The sequence below is a fragment of the Amycolatopsis pithecellobii genome (assembly GCF_009707865.1).
GTDB lineage: Bacteria > Actinomycetota > Actinomycetes > Mycobacteriales > Pseudonocardiaceae > Amycolatopsis_E > Amycolatopsis_E pithecellobii.
The window spans coordinates 19,941-38,268 of sequence record NZ_WMBA01000015.1; the positions used below are offsets into that span (position 1 = coordinate 19,941).

Annotated in this window: 18 protein-coding genes; 6 read left to right on the forward strand and 12 right to left on the reverse strand. The window is 67.6% G+C overall.

Annotated elements, in window-relative coordinates; genetic code table 11:
- Window positions 1–284: 284 nt before the first annotated feature.
- Window positions 285–1,832: a dolichyl-phosphate-mannose--protein mannosyltransferase gene (locus GKO32_RS12385; protein ID WP_312867826.1), complete on the reverse strand. Its 1,548-nt coding sequence runs from the start codon at window positions 1,830–1,832 to the stop codon at window positions 285–287.
- 37 nt (window positions 1,833–1,869) lie between these two features.
- Between GKO32_RS12385 and rsmI the strand changes: the two genes are divergently transcribed.
- Window positions 1,870–2,694, forward strand: coding sequence for a 16S rRNA (cytidine(1402)-2'-O)-methyltransferase (gene rsmI / locus GKO32_RS12390; protein WP_312867827.1), 825 nt, complete (start codon window positions 1,870–1,872; stop codon window positions 2,692–2,694).
- Here the strand turns inward: rsmI and GKO32_RS12395 are convergent.
- The 4 genes from GKO32_RS12395 to GKO32_RS12410 form a co-directional block, all read right to left on the reverse strand.
- The gene (locus GKO32_RS12395; RefSeq protein WP_376765949.1) at window positions 2,661–3,920 is read right to left on the reverse strand and encodes an aminodeoxychorismate synthase component I; all 1,260 of its coding nucleotides are present in this window, start codon (window positions 3,918–3,920) and stop codon (window positions 2,661–2,663) included. The genes rsmI and GKO32_RS12395 overlap by 34 nt on opposite strands.
- Before the next feature lie 155 nt (window positions 3,921–4,075).
- Entirely contained in the window at window positions 4,076–5,119 is a 1,044-nt protein-coding gene (locus tag GKO32_RS12400; protein WP_154756989.1) for an ABC transporter substrate-binding protein, read from the reverse strand.
- Window positions 5,120–5,136: 17 nt separating this feature from the next.
- Window positions 5,137–6,006, reverse strand: a complete 870-nt coding sequence (locus tag GKO32_RS12405) for an ABC transporter permease (RefSeq protein ID WP_154756990.1) — start codon at window positions 6,004–6,006, stop codon at window positions 5,137–5,139.
- Complete coding sequence (locus tag GKO32_RS12410; RefSeq protein WP_154756991.1) at window positions 5,996–6,802, reverse strand: ABC transporter ATP-binding protein; 807 nt, start codon at window positions 6,800–6,802, stop codon at window positions 5,996–5,998. Before GKO32_RS12410 ends, GKO32_RS12405 begins: the two co-directional genes overlap by 11 nt.
- A 160-nt stretch (window positions 6,803–6,962) precedes the next feature.
- Between GKO32_RS12410 and GKO32_RS12415 the strand changes: the two genes are divergently transcribed.
- From GKO32_RS12415 to GKO32_RS12425, 3 genes are all read left to right on the forward strand, one after another.
- Complete coding sequence (locus GKO32_RS12415; RefSeq protein ID WP_376765950.1) at window positions 6,963–8,555, forward strand: sensor histidine kinase; 1,593 nt, start codon at window positions 6,963–6,965, stop codon at window positions 8,553–8,555.
- 70 nt (window positions 8,556–8,625) lie between these two features.
- Window positions 8,626–9,282: a response regulator gene (locus tag GKO32_RS12420; RefSeq protein ID WP_154756992.1), complete on the forward strand. Its 657-nt coding sequence runs from the start codon at window positions 8,626–8,628 to the stop codon at window positions 9,280–9,282.
- A 42-nt stretch (window positions 9,283–9,324) separates the two neighbouring features.
- On the forward strand, window positions 9,325–10,314 hold the full coding sequence (locus GKO32_RS12425) for a glycoside hydrolase family 183 protein (RefSeq protein WP_154756993.1): 990 nt from the start codon (window positions 9,325–9,327) through the stop codon (window positions 10,312–10,314).
- Here the strand turns inward: GKO32_RS12425 and GKO32_RS12430 are convergent.
- The 3 genes from GKO32_RS12430 to GKO32_RS12440 are packed head-to-tail and all read right to left on the reverse strand — an operon-like array spanning window position 10,286 to window position 12,787.
- A complete protein-coding gene (locus tag GKO32_RS12430; protein WP_154756994.1) occupies window positions 10,286–11,020 on the reverse strand; it encodes an HpcH/HpaI aldolase family protein in 735 nt (244 codons plus the stop codon). The genes GKO32_RS12425 and GKO32_RS12430 overlap by 29 nt on opposite strands.
- The gene (locus GKO32_RS12435; protein WP_154757061.1) at window positions 11,013–11,882 is read right to left on the reverse strand and encodes a cupin domain-containing protein; all 870 of its coding nucleotides are present in this window, start codon (window positions 11,880–11,882) and stop codon (window positions 11,013–11,015) included. Before GKO32_RS12435 ends, GKO32_RS12430 begins: the two co-directional genes overlap by 8 nt.
- Before the next feature lie 11 nt (window positions 11,883–11,893).
- Complete coding sequence (locus GKO32_RS12440) at window positions 11,894–12,787, reverse strand: DUF6282 family protein (protein WP_154756995.1); 894 nt, start codon at window positions 12,785–12,787, stop codon at window positions 11,894–11,896.
- A 178-nt stretch (window positions 12,788–12,965) separates the two neighbouring features.
- Here GKO32_RS12440 and GKO32_RS12445 point away from each other — a divergent pair, with 178 nt between their 5' ends.
- Both GKO32_RS12445 and GKO32_RS12450 read left to right on the forward strand, forming a co-directional pair.
- A complete protein-coding gene (locus tag GKO32_RS12445) occupies window positions 12,966–14,291 on the forward strand; it encodes an MFS transporter (protein WP_154756996.1) in 1,326 nt (441 codons plus the stop codon).
- Between the two features lie 29 nt (window positions 14,292–14,320).
- Window positions 14,321–15,100 (forward strand): IclR family transcriptional regulator, encoded by a 780-nt coding sequence (locus GKO32_RS12450; RefSeq protein WP_208024386.1) that lies wholly within the window; start codon window positions 14,321–14,323, stop codon window positions 15,098–15,100.
- A 241-nt stretch (window positions 15,101–15,341) separates the two neighbouring features.
- Here GKO32_RS12450 and GKO32_RS12455 read toward each other — a convergent pair whose 3' ends face one another.
- From GKO32_RS12455 to GKO32_RS12470, 4 genes are all read right to left on the reverse strand, one after another.
- The gene (locus tag GKO32_RS12455) at window positions 15,342–15,956 is read right to left on the reverse strand and encodes a GH25 family lysozyme (RefSeq protein ID WP_166459516.1); all 615 of its coding nucleotides are present in this window, start codon (window positions 15,954–15,956) and stop codon (window positions 15,342–15,344) included.
- A gap of 107 nt (window positions 15,957–16,063) precedes the next feature.
- Window positions 16,064–16,321, reverse strand: a complete 258-nt coding sequence (locus GKO32_RS12460; RefSeq protein WP_154756998.1) for a hypothetical protein — start codon at window positions 16,319–16,321, stop codon at window positions 16,064–16,066.
- Between the two features lie 35 nt (window positions 16,322–16,356).
- Entirely contained in the window at window positions 16,357–16,884 is a 528-nt protein-coding gene (locus GKO32_RS12465) for a hypothetical protein (RefSeq protein ID WP_154756999.1), read from the reverse strand.
- Window positions 16,881–18,326, reverse strand: a complete 1,446-nt coding sequence (locus GKO32_RS12470) for a type IV secretory system conjugative DNA transfer family protein (protein WP_154757000.1) — start codon at window positions 18,324–18,326, stop codon at window positions 16,881–16,883. Before GKO32_RS12470 ends, GKO32_RS12465 begins: the two co-directional genes overlap by 4 nt.
- Window positions 18,327–18,328 lie beyond the last annotated feature (2 nt).

Below are 18,328 nucleotides of genomic sequence, written 5' to 3' on the forward strand. Positions count from 1 at the left end.
CGCACCCGCGAGTTGCGCGTTCGCGACCCGCGAGTTGAACGTTCCCGACCCGCGAGTTGAACGTTCCCGACCCGCGAGTTGAACGTTCCGCGTTCGCGAGTTGCGCGTTCGCGACCCGCGAGTTGCGCGTTCCGCGTTCGCGAGTTGAACGTGCGGGCCTGCGAGTTGACCGTTCTTGGATCGCGAGTCGCGCGTTCCTGTCGCGGGCAACGCTCAACTCGCGCGTTCGCAACGCTCAACTCGCGCGCGGGCAACGCTCAACTCGCGGGTGAAGGGGTCAGTGCTTATCGCCAGCTTGGGAGCCATAGTTCGGCTTGCCAGTGTGCGCCTGAAATGGGGTCACCGTTCAGGATTGGCCATAGCCAGGCGAAGTTCGCGACGACCAGGCCGACATAGAGTGCCACCACCAATAGTCCCGTGCCTCGACGTTCGAAGCCGCGTTTTGCGCTGCCCAGTATTTGGCCTAGTGCGAGGGTGAGGCCGAGGGCGAGAAATGGTGCCATGGGCGTGGCATAAAAGTAGTACATCTGCCGGTCGATATTGGTGAACCACGGGAGGTATCCGGCGAAGTAGCCGACCAGCACGACGGCGTAGCGCCAGTCGAACCGGAAGAACCAGCGCCACAAACCCCAGCCGATCATGGGGAACGCCAGCCACCAGGTCGCCGGGGTGCCGATCAGCATCGTCGACTGTACGCAGTCCGAGGTGCCACAGACAGACGTGCCGGATTCGTAGTAGTACAGCATCGGGCGCAGGCCCATCGGCCACACCCACGGTTTCGACTCCCACGGGTGCGGGTCGTTCTTCGGGGTCACCAGTGTTTCGTGGAAGTGCAGCACGTTCATCGAGTAGTCACCGAGTGAACGCAAACTCGCCGGAATCCAACCCCAGAAACCGGGCGCGATGTCCTTGATTTCCACATAGTGCCGGTCGGTGGCGGACTCGCTCGCAAACCAAGCCCACCAGCTCGCCAAATACAGCAGTACCGGAATGGCGACCATCGCCCATAATGCAGGCGCGACATCACGGCGCAGTGTGCCCAGCCACGGGCGCTGCACACCCGCCGCGCGCCGGGCCGCGACGTCCAGGCCGACGACGAGCAAGCCGAAGAATGCCATGTAGTAGAGCCCGGACCATTTGACGGCGAACGTCAGCCCGACGCACACCCCCGCCGCGAACCGCCACCAGCGGAAGCCCAAGCGTGGCCCCCACGGGGACTCGTCCGCCCAGCCTTCCCGCACCGCAACAGCGAGCCGCTGCCGCACCTGGTCCCGGTCGACCAGCAGGCACGCGAACGCCGCGAACGAGAACAGTGCGATGAAAATGTCCAGCATCCCCATCCGCGACTGCAGGAAAAGTACGCCGTCACAGATGACGAGGATGCCTGCGATCCCACCGAGCAAAGTGGACCGAGTGAGCCTGCGCGCGGCCCGCACCACCAGTATCACGATGATCGTGCCCGCCGCCGCCGAGCTGAACCGCCAGCCCCAGCCGTCGTAGCCGAACATCCACTCGCCCAGCGAGATCAACTGTTTCGCCAGCGGCGGATGCACCACCAGCTCATACCCGGCGTTGTCCTCGAACCCGCCGTTCCGCAGCATCTGCCACGCCTGCGGAACATAATGCTTCTCGTCGAAGATCGGGGTGCCCTTGTCGGTGGGGAACCCCAGATTCTGGAACCGGGTGACCGCCGCGGCAAGGCCGAGCACGATGGTCACCATCCAGCCACGCAACCGGTCCGGCGGCATCGGGCGCCCGAGCAGCGTCGCCTCGCGGTCCGTCGGCGGGCGGGGCAGCTCGACCTGAGCAGGATGCGTCAACAGGGCGGTCACGGGAACCGATCGTAGATGCCGCCCCTAGAGTGGTCATGTGCCGCTCGTTCTCGCCGCCACGCCGCTGGGCGACTCGCGTGACGCGTCCCCGCGCCTGGTCACCGCACTGGCCGCGGCCGACGTCATCGCGGCGGAGGACACCCGGCGCCTGCGCGCGCTCGCGGCGGCGCTGGACGTCACACCCGGCGGCCGCGTGGTGAGCTTCTACGAGGACGTCGAGACAGCGCGGTTGCCGAAACTCCTGGAATCGTTGCACGCGGGCGAGACCGTGCTGCTCGTGACGGACGCCGGAATGCCCAGCGTCTCCGACCCGGGCTACCGCCTCGTCGCGGCATGCGTCGCCGAGGACCTGCCGGTGACTTGCCTGCCCGGGCCGTCCGCGGTGACCACCGCGCTCGCCGTGTCCGGGTTGCCCAGCGACCGGTTCTGCTTCGAGGGGTTCGCGCCGCGCAAGAACGGCGAGAAGGCCAGGTGGTTCGCGGCCCTGGCCAGTGAGCAGCGCACCGTGGTGTTCTTCGAATCGCCGCACCGGCTCGCGGCGACCCTGGCGGAGGCAGCCGAGGCGCTCGGCGAGCGCCGTGCGGCGGTCTGCCGTGAGCTGACGAAAACTTACGAAGAGGTCCGCCGTGGCACGCTCGCCGAACTCGCCGAGTGGGCCGCAGGCGGAGTGCGCGGTGAGATCACCGTCGTCCTCGAGGGTGCGCGCCCGGCGGCGGTCAGCGTCAGCGACCTCGTCGAGGAGGTCGCCGCCCGCGTCGCCGCGGGGGAACGGCTCAAGTCCGCCGCGGCCGAGGTCGCCGGTGTCGCCGGGGTTTCGCGGAAAGAGCTCTACGACGCCGTCCTCGCCGCCCGCCGCGGCTGACTCAGCAACCGCTCCAACGGCGCCGCCTTGTGGAGACATTCCTCCCACTCGGCGCGCGGATCCGAGCTCGCGGTGATCCCGCCGCCCACCCCGAGCGCGATCCGCCCGCCGGTGATTTCGAAGGTCCGGATCGCCACGTTCAACTCCAGCCCGGCGACCGGCGACAGGAGCCCGATCGCGCCCGTGTACACCCCGCGCGGTTGCGGTTCCAGCTCGGCGATGAGATCCAGCGCCCGAATCTTCGGCGCGCCCGTCACCGACCCCGGCGGGAACGCCGCTTTCAGGAGATCCTCGTCGGTGCCGCGCAGCCGACCCTCCACAGTGGACTCCAGATGCCACACCCCTGGCGCGGGCCGTACCGCGAGCAACTCCGGCACCCGCACGCTCCCGACCTCGCACACCCGCCCGAGATCATTGCGCACCAGGTCGGTGATCATGACATTTTCCGCGACGTCCTTCACCGACTCCCGCAACCGCGCACCCAGGTGCTCGTCGGCGGGACCGCGTCGCGGGAGGGTGCCCTTGATCGGCCTGGACTGGACGGAAACTCCGTGCCGTGCAAGGAAAAGCTCCGGAGACAGGGACACGACGGAACCCCAGTCGCCTTCGAGATAGGCGGCCCGCCGTGGGGCGAGGGTGTGCACCCCAGCGGCGAACAAGCCCGCCGGGTCGCCGGAGAAGCGGCCGGTGAACCGCGTGCAGATGTTGGCCTGGAACAGTTCCCCGGTTTCGATCGCGTGCATGCACGCCTTCACCGCCTCGATATGCGGCAGCGGCCGGTCGAGTTCCGTGGATTCCCACGTCAGCGGCGGCGGTTCCGCGGACACCAGATCCTCGAACTTCGCGGGGTCCACGTCGGGAGTCAGTGCTTCGAACCACCACTGGCCGTCGGCGTCGAGACGCAGCACATGATCGGCCCAGCCCCAGACCGCGCGCGGGATGCCCGTCGAACGGCCGGACGGGTCGGCCAGATCGTAGGACAGGTAGCCGAACCATCCGCCGCCCACGCCATCCCCCGGGACGGCGGGCAGGTCCCGCAGCGGCGCGAACGGATCGTCAGCCGGTTCCAGCCGTACCTCGGGGGCGAGCACGGCCTGCGCACCGAACCATTCGCCACACAGGCCGGCCGCCGTGCCGACTTTCCGTTCCCGCGCGCGTACCGTCAGTGACGCCAAGACTTCGCTCGCGGTCCGCTTACCTCGCAAGGGTTTCCTGACGAACCGCACCCGGACATTCTGACTGAAGAAATGCCCGGGTCAGCGGCGGGTCGTGTGAAATCGGTCCCATCGGCGGCGATGGCGCCGGGTTCCCGGGTGGAGGCGCCCCGAGGAGGTCGACGCCGCGAAGGCCGGGCATGGTCGCCCGGCCTTCGCGTTGGAACTCAGCCCTGTTTTGCCGCGGCCTCCACGAACTCCGTGGTGTAGGTCTTCGACAGGTCGATGGAATCCTTGCGCGGTTTGACGTTCGTCGAGAACGAGGACAGCACCTCTAGCACGTTCTTCGCGCCGTCGGCGTCCATCTTCCCGTCGGCGTTGAACATCCCGATGCTGTCCTTAATGGACTTCACATACAGCGCCTGGTCGCCACCGCGGTAGGACGGCGGCATCTTGGCGGCGATCTCCTCCGCGCTGTGCTGGCTGATCCACTTGAGCGTCGCCACGAAGGCGTTCGCGAGTTTCTGCACCACTTCCCGGTTCCGCTGCACGAAATCGCAGTTGAGGTACAGCGACGTCGCCGGGTACAGACCACCGAGCGCCGCCTTGGTGCCTTCGGCCGTGCGCATGTCGTAGAGCACCTTCGCCTTGCCCGTACCGGTCAGCTGGGCGATCGTCGGGTCCGTCGTCATGCCGCCGTCGATACCGCCGTTGTCCAGGCTCGCGATGAACGTCTGCCCGGCCCCGACCTTGACCGGCGTGTACTGGTCGGCCCCGACACCCGCCTTCGCGGCGAGCGCCTTCGTCAGGAAGTCGGTGGAGGAGCCGAGCGAGGTCACGCCCAGCTTCGCGCCCTTGAAGTCGGCGGAGCTGTTGATGGCGGCCTTCGTGCCCACCATCTCGGCCTCACCGGGAATGTTGGCCATCTGCACCACGCTCTGGATGCACTGACCTTTGGCCTGCAAGTCGATCGTGTGATCGTAGAAACCGACCACGCCGTCGACCTGCTTCGCCACGAGCGAGGTTTCCGCGGTGGCGCCCGACTGTTCACCCTGCAGTTCGACGTCGAGGCCCTGCGCGGTGAAGTTGCCCAGCTGCTGGGTCAGCATCGCGGGCAGGTAGATGACCTTTTCCAGGCCACCGACGATGATCGTCACCTTCGGCTTGCCACTCGCGCCGGTCTGCGCGGTCCGCGAGTCCTGGCACGCGCTCGCCCCGGCGGCGGCCAGCGCGAGCGCGACGATCGCGCCGGTGATACGGCGAATCCTCATTGATCCGGGTGTCCTTTCTAGACGGTTGAGCTGCCGGTGATCGACGGCCGCCAGCGCAGCAGCCGGTTCTCCAGGTGTCCGATGCCCCATTCCGCGAGCAGTGCGACCACGGTGATGATGATCATGGCGGCGTAGATGCCCGCCGAGTCGAACGTGCCTTGCGCATTCGCGATGAGGAAACCGATTCCGGCCTTCGACCCGGCGTATTCGCCGACCACCGCGCCGATCAGCGCGAAGCCGAACGCGGTGTGCAAAGAGGACAGAATCCACGAAGTCGCGCTCGGCAGCACGATGGACCGCAACACGGCCAACCGTCCCGCGCCGAGGATGCGCGCGTTGTCGATCAAATTGCGGTCCACTTCGCGAGCGCCGGTGAAGGCGTTGAAGAACACCGCGAAGAACACCAGCACGATCACGGTCGCGACCTTCGACGCGAGCCCGAGACCGAACCAGATCACGAACAGCGAAGCCAGCACGATGCGCGGCACCGCGTTGGCCGCCTTGATGAACGGGGCGAGCACATCGGCGAGATACTGGCTGCGGCCGAGGAGCACACCCAGCACAACACCGGCGAGCGCGCCGAGCACGAACCCGAACACCGCCTCCTCGACGGTCACCCAGAGCTGATACCAGATCGAGCCGAAGTCGGTGCCCGTGGTGAACCAGCCGGCCAGCCGGTTCCAGATCCGCGACGGCATCGAGTAGAAGAACGGGTCGATCCAGAACCGGGCGGCGAGCTCCCAGCTGCCGAGCCAGGCGACGACGATCACCAGCCGCAGCAGCCACGTGTTCGCGCGCCGCCGCCGGACGTTTTTCCGTTGCCGGGAAAGGATCATCTCCTCGGTCTCCGGCTGCACGAGCACCGGGATCACCGTCTCAAGCGACATCGGTCGTTCCCTTCGTGCGTGCCTTCTCCACCTCGCCGCGCAACGATTCCCAGACCTCGCGGTAAATCCGCAGGAAGTCCTCGGTGAGGCGGAGTTCCTCGACCTGACGCGGACGTGGCAGGCCGATCGTGAACACATCCTTGACGGTGGCCGGGCTGCTGGTCAGCACGACGACTTTGTCCGCCAGCGCAATGGCTTCTTCGAGGTCGTGGGTCACGAACACGACCGCCGCGTCGCTGCCGGACCACAGGCGCAGCAGTTCGTCCTGCATCAGCGCCCGGGTCTGCACGTCGAGCGCCGAGAAAGGTTCGTCCATCAGCATGATGCGTGGTTCGGTGACCAGCGTCTGGGCGAGTGCGACGCGTTTGCGCATCCCGCCGGAAAGCTGGTGCAGGTAGTACTTTTCGAAGCCGGCGAGGCCGACCCGCCCGACCCAGTCCGCGGCTTGCCGGCGCGCCTCGGATTTCGACATCCCGCGGAACCGCGGGCCCGACGCGACATTGTCCAGCACCGAACGCCACGGCATCACCGCGTCGTTCTGGAACATGTAGCCGACACCGTCCGGAATGGACGTTACCGGTTCGCCGTTGACCCGCACCTGCCCCGCGGACGCCGGTTGCAGCCCGGAGACCAGCGACAGCGTGGTGGACTTGCCGCACCCGGTGGGTCCGACGACGGCGGCGAACTCGCCGGGTTCGACGGTCAGGTTGAGATCACGAACCGCGGTGTGCACCGAGCCGCTCCCACTCGGGAACCGTTTGGTGGCACCGATCAGCTCGATCAGTGGTGAGGACATCGGGTGACTCCTTCGTCACTCGAGGGAAAACCGTGATACGCACGTTAAGAAATCGCTGCGCGCCGGTGAAGCTTGTCCGCGTTCTGCGTGCGCACTGCGCGTTCTCCACGTTTTGCGCATTTTCCTCATGGTCTTGACCAGCGCTTGTAGTCTGCGGCGCATGGACAACGGTGTCTTCGGCCGGATGCGGTTCTCGCGCCAGATCCTGATCCTGCAGATCGGCGTCGTGGTGCTGCTGCTGGCTGTCGGGCTCGGCCTGGTGAGCTGGTTGCTGTGGGGCACGTTGCGGGATCAGTACGGCGAGCGCGCGCTCGGGATCGCACACACGGTGTCGGTCGATCCGGGCGTGGTCGCGAACGCCGCCGCCCGGCGGTCGGGTGGTGAGCTCGAGGATCTGGTGCAGGCGGTCACGCGCCGCACCGGGGCGCTGTTCGTGGTGATCACCGACGACAAGGGCATCCGGCTGGCACATCCGGATCCGGGCCAGATCGGCAGGCAGGTCAGCACGGATCCCTCCGAGGCGCTCGCGGGTAACGACGTGGTCAGCGCCGTGCAGGCCGGCACATTGGGGGTGTCGGTACGCAGCAAGACGCCGATCTTCACCGCGGACGGGCGGGTCGTCGGCGAGGTCAGCGTCGGCTACGAAATCGGTGCGGCGACCGGAGACTTGGTGCGGCTCACGCTGACCAGTTCGGCGTTCGCGGCCGGCGCACTGGCACTCGGCGTGGCCGCTTCCGCGTTGCTGACCCGGCGGCTGAACCGCTTGACGCACGGCCTCGAACCGCGTGAGCTGACGGAACTGCTGTACGAGCGGGAGGCCGTGTTGCACGGGATAGGCGAAGGCATGCTCGCGGTGGACTCGGCCGGCCGGGTTTCGGTGCGTAACGCCGAAGCCGAGCGCCTGCTCGGAAAAGCGCTTCCGGTCGGAGAGAAAGTGTCCGAATTGGACCTTTCCCCGCGCCTCGGCAAGGCGGTCGAGGAAACGGTGGACAATCTCCTTGCGGTAGCCGGAAACCGGGTGCTGGTCGTCAACTCACGCGCGGTGCGGCACGACGACCGCGACCTCGGCACCGTGCTGACCTTCCGTGACCGCACCGATCTGGACGCGCTGACGCGTGAGCTCAGCGCCGTCCGGTCCCTTTCGGACGGTCTGCGCGCGCAGCGGCACGAGTTCAGCAACCGCCTGCACACCCTGTCGGGGCTGCTTCAACTGGGCCACCACGAAGAAGCCGTCGAATACCTGCAAGCGCTGACCGACACGTCGGTCAGCGCCGACGGGCTCGGAGACTCGGTGAGCGACCCTTATCTGCGGGCGCTGGTGTCCGCGAAGATCGAGCAGGCAAGGGAAAAGGGCGTGACACTCCGGTTGGCCGACGACTCCTGGGTGCCGGCGAAGGTGACCGACCCGATCGCGGCCAACACCGTGGTCGGCAACCTGCTCGACAATGCCGTGCACGCCGCACGGATGGGCACGCGTGACCAGGCGAGCGTCGAGATCACATTGCTGCGGAACGGGTCCACCCTCCATGTGTCTGTTGTGGACAGTGGAACCGGGGTTGCCGCCGAGGTCCGGAAAACTCTGTTCGACGAAGGTGCGTCGACGAAGCTCGCTCCCGGTCACGGGCTGGGCCTCGCGCTGGCCCGGCAGGCGGCACGGGTGCGCGGCGGAGATGTGTGGCTCGCGGATCCCGGCGGCACGGACCGGGGTGCGTTGTTCGTGGCGGCATTGCCGGAGACACTGGAGGACGCATGAGCGACAATCGCGAAGCCATGCTCATGCAGGCCGACCGGGTGCGGGTGTCCCGCAAGACACTGGAGGACGCATGATTCGCACGCTCATTGTGGACGATGACTTCCGGGTGGCGGGCGTGCATGCGGGTTTCGTCGCGCAGGTGCCGGGTTTCGCGGTGGCCGGCACCGCCCACACCGCGGCCGAGGCCCGCGCACGGGTGCGTGAGCTGGCGCCGGATCTGGTGCTGCTGGACGTTTACCTGCCGGATGAGCCGGGCCTGAACCTGCTGCCGGAATTGCGAACCGACACGATCATCCTTTCCGCCGCGACGGACACCCACTCGGTGCGCGCGGCGATTCGTGCCGGCGCGCTGAACTATCTGATCAAACCGTTCACCACGCGCCAGCTCGCCGAGCGCCTCGCGGGATACGCCCGATATCGCCAGCAGATCGCCGACGATCGCGATCTCGGGCAGGCTGACATCGACCGCGCGTTCCGGGTGCTGCACGAACAAGACCGTGCCACGGCACCGAAAAACCAGTCGAGCGCGACGGCGCGGCTGGTGGCCGAGAAACTGCGGCAGGCCGCGCGTCCCCTGTCGGCGGCGGAGATCGCGTCCGAACTCGGCGTCGCCCGCGCGACGGCGCAGCGCTACCTGACCGCGCTGGCCGAAGCAGGCACGGTCGAGATGCGGCTGCGGTACGGCGCCACCGGCCGCCCGGAACACGAATACGGCTGGAACGGGTGATTCACCCGGCGTGTCGTGGCAAGGCGCCTACCCTGGAGTGGCATGAAGATCGAACGGACGGAGCTGGTCGCCAAGATCACCGGGCCCGGGTCGGTCAATGCCACCGACCGGCGGTTCGCCGTGCACGGAACCGATCTCGGGATCCTGTGGGACGCCGGGGACGGGCGCGTCTTCGTGCTTTTCGGGGACACCTTCGGTGAGGGCCGTGCGCCCCATGGCGGAGGGCCGAACAGCGCGGACTGGCGCTGCAACGTGCTCGCGTTCTCCCGCACCCGCGATCTTTCCCATGGCCTGGCGCTGGACGGGTTCATCCCGCGCACGGACGGCACCGCGGCGCAGGTCATCCCGCGGGACAAGCGGCGCGACGAGATCACCGTGATCCCCAACGCGGGTATCGCGATCGACGGGGTGCAGTACGTGCAGTACATGTCCGTCCGCGAGTGGGGCCCGCCGGGGCGGTGGCACACCAACTACGGCGGCCTTGCCTACTCCGAGGACGGTGGCGTGACGTGGCAGAAGCCGCACGGTTCGCGATGGATCAACCGGGCCGAGCGCGACGATCCGTTCCAGCTGGGCGCTTTCGCCCGCGACGGTGACCACGTCTACCTGTTCGGCACCACCAACGGCCGCCACGGTGACGCCTACCTCGCGCGTGCCGAGATACCACAGATCCTCAACGCCGGTGCCTACGAGTATTTCACCGGCGGAGGCTGGGCATCCGACGAGTTCGCCGCCGTGCCGGTGTTACCCGGCCCGGTCGGCGAACTGTCCATTGCCTACAGTGTCTACTTGGGACAGTGGCTGGCCATGCATCTCGACGATCCCGGCGGCGCGATCCTGCTGCACACCGCCGACCGTCTCGAAGGGCCGTGGTCCACGGGCGAGGTCGCCGTCCCCGGCGCGGAATTTCCCGGCCTGTACGGCGGCTACCTCCACCCGTGGGCCCTCGACGGGCCGGACATCTACTATCTGATGTCCCAGTGGGGCCCGTACAACGTGTTCCTCATGCGTTCTCGCCTCGCACCTGGCTGACCACCGCGCGCGCGGCGGTGGCGAGCATCGTCGTGTCGTTGGACACCACGACGAATCCCGCGCCCTGCTTGATCGCGTCGACCGCCGGGGCGGCGGCGCCGAACGCGAGGCCGCACGGCTTGCCCGCCGCGGCCGCGTGCCGCACCGTCTGCGCGATCATCTCCTTGACGGCCGGGTCGGCCGGGGTGGTGCCCATGGACATCGACAGATCGGCGGCGCCGACGAACACCGCGTCCACCGCGGGCAACGCCAGGATCTCCGGTGCCGCCGCGATCGCCTTTTCGCTTTCCAGCTGCGGAATGCACAGCACGTGCTCGCCGAGGTACTCGGCGTTCGGCCGCAGCCCCCACCGCCCGGCCCGGCTCGTGCCGCCCGCACCGCGGTCGCCCTCGGGTGGGAACCGGGTCGCACGGCCGACCGCACGCGCCTCTTCGACAGTGTCCACATGGGGCACCAGAATGCCTTTCGCCCCGGCATCCAATATTTTTTGGATGGTCGACGGCGTCCCGTCCGGTACCCGCACGAGCGGGGTCATCCCCAGCGCGGACGCGCTGTTGATCAACCGGTACGCGGTTTCCAAGGTGAGCGGCGCATGCTCGAGGTCGACGATGACGAAGTCGAACCCGGCGTACGCCATGATCTCCACCGGTTCCGGCCCGGCGATCTTCAACCAGGTGCCGAGCGGAACCGTTCCCTGATCAAACATCCTGCGGGTACTCCTCGGCGTTGAGCACCCAGCCCGGCTGTGCGGAGAAATCCTTGCGGGGCGGGGAGAAGATGTCGATCAGCTGGTTGCGGCCGGGGTTCACCGCGGCCGAGGTGTGCACGGTCGGCGGCGGGATCACCGTCACCGAAGGGCTTCCGACATGCTCGTGGTCATCCTCCCGCCAAGTTCGCGAGTCCGTCGTCCACGGGGTGCGGATGTGGTGCACGTACTCGCCTTCGACGGCCAGCGAGATCTGCTCGAAGTCGTCGTGGTGATGCGGTGACAGCTTCGAAGGATCGCGCGGACCTTCTTGCAGGGGAAGGAAGTTCACCATGAAAGCGCGGGTGCGGAAGATACGCCCGAACCGTTTCGGGTCCTGGGGCACGTCCGCCAGCGGGTACACACGCAGCTTGTTCTCCGCCGGCGCGGGCCACGGGGTGAGCGGCGTGACCCGCGGATGTGGTGTGGCGTAAGAAGAAGCGTTGCGTGCGCGGTCAGCCCAGCCCGGTTCGTCCCACTGGACCAGCCGCACCAGGTCACCGTCACCGGCGGACACGACCTCGCTGACTCCGGGTGGGATCACGATCAATCCCTGCCCCCGCAACGAAACCTTCTCGTCACCGGCGACGACCTCCGCCGCCGAGTTGTCGTGCACCAGCAACAACACGTGCTCGAAGGTGAACTCCGCCCTGCCGAGTGACTCACCGACGGCAGGCTGGGTGTAGGCCAGGATCATGTTCTGTGCGCGGGTGATCCAGGTTCCCCGCTCCTGGCCGGAAAAATCGTCGTACTCCGGCGCGGCGATGTCCGAGACGGCCTCGTTGCCGCCGAGTGCCGCGCGCGGATCGTCCTTTGTGTACATGGCCACCGCTCTCAGTCGAGTCCGATGAGGTAGGACGGGTTGTCACGGGTCATCCGCTGCAGGTCCTTCTCCGGCAGGCCGAGGTCGAGCAGCGCCCCGCACACCCGCAGGTAGGCGTCGACCGGCGCCGGGTTCGTCTTCTGCCCGAGGTCGGAGGACAGCACCGTGTGCTCCGGCCCGATCCGCTCGATCCACTCCAGCAGCGACTTCGGGTCCCAGCGCATGTTCCCTTCGGGGTCGTACATGCCGACCTCGTGCTCGATGAACGCGCCGAGCTCCACGAACTCCAGGCACTGCTCGGGTTCCGCGCCGATCACGAAGTTCGGGTGGTTCACGATCAGCCGCCGGATGCCCTTGCGCTTGGCCTCCTGGAACAGCTGCCGGATGTACTCGGGGTACATGTGCCCGCCGGACAGCAGCGCGCCAGTCTCTTCGATGACGTCGAGGATCTCGCCGACCTCGGGCTTGAGCTCGCCGCGCTCGTCGATGATGTCGATCCGCTCGCAGGTCAGCGGCACGGTCTCGGTGGGGAAGCCGGCGCCCTCGGGGTGGCACTCGATGTGCCGCCCGGACGACATCGTCGGGAACCAGACGACCTTGCCGCCCATGCGCAGCGACATCCGCACCGCGTGCGGGTTCAGTCCGCCGACGAAGCTGTTGAGCGCGATCCCGCCGTACACCTCTGTCTTGAGTTCACGCAGCCGCGGCGCCATCGCCAGCAGGTCCATCACGGTGTTGTGGTGATGCGACTTGGCCACGATCGCCCGCATGCCGAGCCGTTCCTGCGCGTCGCGGGCGGCCTCGACGTGGTCGAAGCGACGCGGGAACGGGCTCGGCCCGGAGTGGCAGTGCAGGTCGACGCTGCCCTGCAGCACCTTGGCGACCGCGTCCGACGTCGTTGTCATCAAGTACTCCCTCTGTCAGTCCCCTTGCTGTTCACAATCCAGATTGCATTTTCGTATTACGAACGTCAAGGGGTCATTGCCCGGGAGTGGCCACGTATGTACAGTCGGGTCGTTCGCGATCCAAACCATGCTTGCGCGATGTGAACATCAATGGCGATCCTCATTGCAAGGAGCACCCATGACCGAGACCTCCGCCGAACGAGGCGCTCCGGCCATCAGAACCCACCCCAAGGCCAAGGCCGCCATCCGGGCAGGCGTGCTGGCCTACTTCGTCGACCAGTTCGACATCTACCTGCCCATTATCGCCCTCGCCCCGGCGAGCGCCTACTTCCAGTCCACAGGGGTGAGCGCGGGGACCGCGGCACTGCTCAACGCCTTCGTCTTCACCTCGACGCTCATCGCGCGGCCCATCGGCGCGGCGATCTTCGGCCACTTCGCCGACAAGCAGGGCCGCCGCCACACCACGTTGATCGCGGTCGCCGGATTCGGGATCACGACCGCCCTCATCGCGGCACTACCGGGCTACCAAACCGTCGGCATCGCCGCGTCCGCCCTGCTCATCGCACTGCGGTTCGTGGCAGGCATCTTCCTCGGCGGTGAGTACACGACCGCGGTGCCGCTGGCCATGGAATGGAGCCCGCGGCGCCACCGCGGCATCGTTTCCGGCACCATCACCGCCACCTCGCCCTTCGCCTACGGCCTGGTCGCCGCGATCACGCTGATCCTGCTCAACGTCATGCCCTCGGCCGACGTGCATTCGGCATACGCACAGTGGGGCTGGCGGATTCCGTTCGTGATCGGGGCACTACTGGCTGTCGTACTGTTCCGCGCCTACCGTCGCGAAGTCGAAGAACCCGCGACCGCGCGCACGCAAACCGGTTCGCCGCTGGTGTTGCTGTTCAAGGGTGAGCACCGGCGCGCCATGCTGCAGGTGTTCGTGCTGATGACCGGGACCTGGCTTGCCACGAACATCGCGGTGTCGCTGCTGCCGTCGCTGCTCAAGTCGAAGGTGGGGCTGACCAGCAAGCAGGTCACGTTCACGATGATGATCGCGGAAATCGTGGTCACCGTGATGTACCTGGTGGTGGCGACGTTGTCCCAGCGCATCGGCCGCCGCCCGTTCTACATCGGGTACGGGCTGGCCATGGCGATCGTCGGATCGTCGTGCTACGCGCTGATCCAGCACATGCGTGGCAGCGGGCTGTTCGCGGTGATCGTGGTGACCGCGGTGATCCTCGTGTTCACGATCTGCACGTTCGCGCCGATCGCGGCCTACCTGACCGAGCGCTTCCCGGCGAACATCCGGGCCAGTGGTTACGGTGTCGGCTACAGCCTCGCGCTGATCATCCCCGCGTTCTACGCCTTCTACCTCGACGGGCTGCAGAGCTTCATGTCCGCGACGCTCGCGCCGGTCGTGCTGCTCGTGATCGCCGGTCTCCTGATCAGCATCGGCGGATTCGCCGGGCCAGAGACCAAGAACGTGGACATGGGCCATACGGTGTGAGGCAACAGGTGGCGGAGAGGGAGTTCGCAGTGATCGACGGTTCGGCGTCCTCGGGCGATATCCAGGCGGTCAGCCGGGTGGGGCAGATCCTGGGACTCTTCTCCGTGGAGCGCCCGACGACGACGGTCGCGGAAGCGGCCGAGCAGCTGGGCCTCAACCGCAGCACGACCCACCGGTACTTCACCTCGCTCGTCGCCGCCGGTCTGCTCGAACGCACTCAGGAGCCGTCGCGGTTCGCGCCCGGCGGCCTCCTGATGCAGCTGGGCGCGGCGGCGCTGGCGCGGCGGCGCGTGCTCGACATCGCGCCGCCGTTCCTGCGGCGGGTCAGCCAGTCGACGCACCTCACCACGGTCATCAGCCTGTGGGGCTCGTCAGGGCCGGTCGTTTCGCGAACCGAGGAAGACCACACGCGGGCGGTGCTGGTGACTGTGCGGGTCGGCACTCAGCTGACGTTGCGCTCGGCGCAGGCGAAGGTGTTTCTCGCGTTCCTGCCGGACCAGCTGCGCGTGGAACGGTTGCTGGCGACCCTGTCGGAGAGCGAACGCGACGAGCTCGTCACGCAGCTCGACGAGGTCCGGCGCACGGGCGTCGCGACCGATCACCTGGCGGACTCGGGGATGAACGCGGTCGCGACGGGCGTGTTCGACGAGTACGGCATCTGCGCGACGATCGCCGTCGTCGGCACCACACGGACCCTGCCCCTCGACGGCCCGTACCGCCACGACCTCGTCACGGCGGCGGCGCAAATCTCCGAACGCATGGGCGGCGCCATCCCCGTCGCCCAATCCGAACAAGGCACAGTCGCCTAGAGACCGTTTCGAAGTGGTTTGCATAGCGGTGCGGGTAGCGGAACCCCAGTCCCGCGCGAGTTGCGCGTTCCCGCCGCGCGAGTTGCGCGTTCCGGCCGCGCGAGTTGACCTTTCCCGCTGCGCGAGTTGCGCGTTCCCTGCGCACGCAACGCTCAACTCGCGCGCTCCGAACGCTCAACTCGCGCGCACGCAACGCTCAACTCGCGCGCTCCGAACGCTCAACTCGCGCCGGCCGGCCAAGCTAGATCAAGACGTCGGCGATGGTCAGCGGGTAGACGATCGCGTCGAGTCCGATCGGGCCGGTGAGCCCGGGTGCGACCGGGGCGGCGCCGTGTTCGTGCATGCCGAGCCGCGGGTGGAACCAGCCGGGGCGGCCGGGAATCCCGTTGTGCCGCCGCACCCACAGGATGACCTCCGAGTCGGCCCATTTGTCCGGATGCAGGTCGTGCAGCCAGGCGTCATGGGTGGCGTAAACCAGCACCCGCCGGATCCCGGCCGCATTGCGCACCGCCTTGATCCACGCCTTGATGAACCGGTCGTTCACGCCGACCGCGTCCACGTCCAGCGCCGGCGCGAGCGAGCCCGGCCCGAACACGCCGAGCTGCTTGCCCAGCCGGACACAGTGTTCCGCCTGGTCCTGCGGCGCGCCGGGGCGGGCATAGTGCCGGATCCCGGCTCGCACCCCGGCTTGCTGCGCCGCGGCGATCTGCTTTTGCGCGCCGGTATCGCTCCAATTGACGTTCTCGGTCACCGTGATCGACGCGAAAACGATCGCCGCGGAACGGACCATGTCCCAATCGGCCACGGTCGCGTGCAGCGACAGGTTGATCCCACGCCCGTTTTCGTCCTCGCCCAAAACCTCCACCCTCGCACTCCCCAGAGCGTTGTCCAGCCACTCTAGGTGCGAAAACGGCGAGATGTGGGAATTTGCGACTGGCGCGCCAGTCGTGGCGGGTCCTCGGCTCAGCCGAACCATTCCTGGTGAAGCGAATTCAACCAGTTCGCCACGTCGGTGGCGCTGGAAAACCTGCGCGAGGTCAAGTATTCGAAGTCATCCGGCGGCAGTAAGTGACCACGAATTGCCGCATCCAGTTCCGGTCGCAGCCATCGGGCGAGTTCGCTGTCCGGCGAGCTGCGCAGCACCCGGGCCGTCTCGCCGAGATCTTCGTCAGCGCCACAGAACCCGGTGAGGAAATCTTGCAGCCGCTGACTGATCCTCATCGGTCGCTCCTTCGCACACGCATCATCGTAGGGAGTCACGGGTTGCCCGCTCTCGGAACGGGATAGCACGTGTGCAGCACCCAGCCGCCGCCCGGCCGGGCCCGGTAAACGGCGACGACCTGCGCGCCGGCGCCGAACCGGGTCGGCTGGACACGGGTGGCGTCCGCCCGGTGCCCGGCGACGCCGCTGCGCCAGGCCGGGCCGAGTACGTCGGCCAGCCGAACTCGGACCACCGGACGCACGGTCTGCGGCGGCTCGCCGCGCCGGATCGCGTCTTCCGCGGAGGCGAGCCGTTTCCGGTACTCCGGCGAGCGTTCGACGCCGCCCACCGCGCGCGCCAGTGCGTGTTCGCTGGTCCACCGCGTCGCGTCGCCCGCCCGGTGGCAGCCCGCGCCGTCGTGCGCGGCGAGGATCCGCAACGCGCGTTCCCGCGTCCCCGCGGGTCCGATGTCTACGTGCCGCTGGAAGGTGTGGCCGCCGTAGGCGCGTTCGTCGGCACGAAGTTTGGCCACACGTTCGCGGTCGGGACGGTCGCTTCTGGACCGTCCGTCGTCCCGGTTCATGCTTCGAGGTCGACGAGAAACGGGGCGGCAAGGGTGGATTTGGCGTGCACCACCGCGGGCCGGCGGCCGAACGGGATGGTCATGATCTCCCGTTCGCCGAGGACGGGCACGGTTTGCTGGGTGGTGGACGCCGTTGTCTGATATCCCCAGCCCTGCGCGGTTTTCCCGACCGTTGTGACCGGGACGACGTGCTTGCCGAGCCGCTCGGAGAGGAATTTCGCCGATTCCTGGGAAACGCCACTGAACGACACGTAGGTGTCGCAGTTGCCCACCGCGATCGAGCGTTCGGACGCGTCGGAGAACTGGGCGATGTCCTGGAGTGCGAGGACGATACTCATTCCCGCCGACCGCGCCACGCTGAGCACGTTCTTGTAGTCGACCCGGTCCGCCAGCTGCGCCGCCTCGTCCAGTACCAGCATGACCGGCGGACCCTGGTAGCCGGAAAAACGACCGTATACGCGGAAAAGCAGGTCGTTGACGAACAGGCTGGACAAGGTCTGGGCCATTTGCCCGTCCTGCAGCGGTGCCACGACGGAGACGATCTGCCGCTCCTGAAGAATGTCCGGTGTGGTCAAGGTGCCGTTGGTCGTCACGGCTTCGACAGTCGGCCGGGCGAGCGCGTCGAGGCGCACGGCGACGCCGGTCACGCGCTTCGCGAAATCGTCCGGGGAAAGGTAAGGCAGGTCCCGGAGTCTGCCGGCACCGGGACTGTTCGGATATCGTCGCAGTGCGATTTCCAGCTGTGCCTGGTCTTTCAGCAGGCTGAGCATGCGTCCCGCGGTCCACAGGTGACGTTTCGGGGACGCCTGGGCGAGTTCGAGCAGGCCGCGCAGGATCTGGCCGTCGAGGTGAAAGAAGTACGGATCCGCTTTCGCCGGTGGGTGCCTGCCGATGATCGACTGCACCGCATTGTCGACCGCGCGATCGGAATCGATGGTCTGCAGCCAGTTCCAGCGGACCGAACGTCGCGGGTCGGTGTAGTCGAGCTTTCGCGCTCGAACATTCAGTGGCGCGCCCTGCCGCCCCACCTCGTCGCGGACGAGGTCCAGCAGATCTCCCTTGACGTCGATGGTGACCACGCTGTACCCGGAGCGCACGGCTGCGACGATCCACGGGACGATGATCGAGCGGGTCTTGCCCGCGCCCGACGGTCCGACCACGCACGCGTGCAGCCGTATCGCCTGTTCCGGGATCCCCACCGGTGCGCCGATCTTTCCGGTGCTGGAAAGGAAGCGCCCCAGGGGAAACTCACTGTCCACAAGCCACCGAGGTGGTCTGGACCCCTGTAGTAGCCCACGAAAGTCGAATCCGCCGGCCGGCACCTGGTGGCGTGCCGCGAGCTGCGCGCTGGCGGCACGTTCCGCGAGACCGCGTCCGACCGCCCGCGAGGTGTGCGCGACCCCGCGCAGCATGGACAGGTACATCGACATGATCCCGGACATCG

Excerpts from the sequence above, each read along its gene's own strand:
- GKO32_RS12400 (WP_154756989.1), bottom strand. The coding sequence starts at position 5,119 with ATGAGGATTCGCCGTATCACCGGCGCGATCGTCGCGCTCGCGCTGGCC.
- GKO32_RS12405 (WP_154756990.1), bottom strand. The coding sequence starts at position 6,006 with ATGTCGCTTGAGACGGTGATCCCGGTGCTCGTGCAGCCGGAGACCGAG.
- GKO32_RS12410 (WP_154756991.1), bottom strand. The coding sequence starts at position 6,802 with ATGTCCTCACCACTGATCGAGCTGATCGGTGCCACCAAACGGTTCCCG.
- GKO32_RS12415 (WP_376765950.1), top strand. The coding sequence starts at position 6,963 with ATGGACAACGGTGTCTTCGGCCGGATGCGGTTCTCGCGCCAGATCCTG.
- GKO32_RS12420 (WP_154756992.1), top strand. The coding sequence starts at position 8,626 with ATGATTCGCACGCTCATTGTGGACGATGACTTCCGGGTGGCGGGCGTG.
- GKO32_RS12425 (WP_154756993.1), top strand. The coding sequence starts at position 9,325 with ATGAAGATCGAACGGACGGAGCTGGTCGCCAAGATCACCGGGCCCGGG.
- GKO32_RS12430 (WP_154756994.1), bottom strand. The coding sequence starts at position 11,020 with ATGTTTGATCAGGGAACGGTTCCGCTCGGCACCTGGTTGAAGATCGCC.
- GKO32_RS12435 (WP_154757061.1), bottom strand. The coding sequence starts at position 11,882 with ATGTACACAAAGGACGATCCGCGCGCGGCACTCGGCGGCAACGAGGCC.
- GKO32_RS12440 (WP_154756995.1), bottom strand. The coding sequence starts at position 12,787 with ATGACAACGACGTCGGACGCGGTCGCCAAGGTGCTGCAGGGCAGCGTC.
- GKO32_RS12445 (WP_154756996.1), top strand. The coding sequence starts at position 12,966 with ATGACCGAGACCTCCGCCGAACGAGGCGCTCCGGCCATCAGAACCCAC.
- GKO32_RS12460 (WP_154756998.1), bottom strand. The coding sequence starts at position 16,321 with ATGAGGATCAGTCAGCGGCTGCAAGATTTCCTCACCGGGTTCTGTGGC.
- GKO32_RS12465 (WP_154756999.1), bottom strand. The coding sequence starts at position 16,884 with ATGAACCGGGACGACGGACGGTCCAGAAGCGACCGTCCCGACCGCGAA.
- GKO32_RS12470 (WP_154757000.1), bottom strand. The coding sequence starts at position 18,326 with ATGTCCGGGATCATGTCGATGTACCTGTCCATGCTGCGCGGGGTCGCG.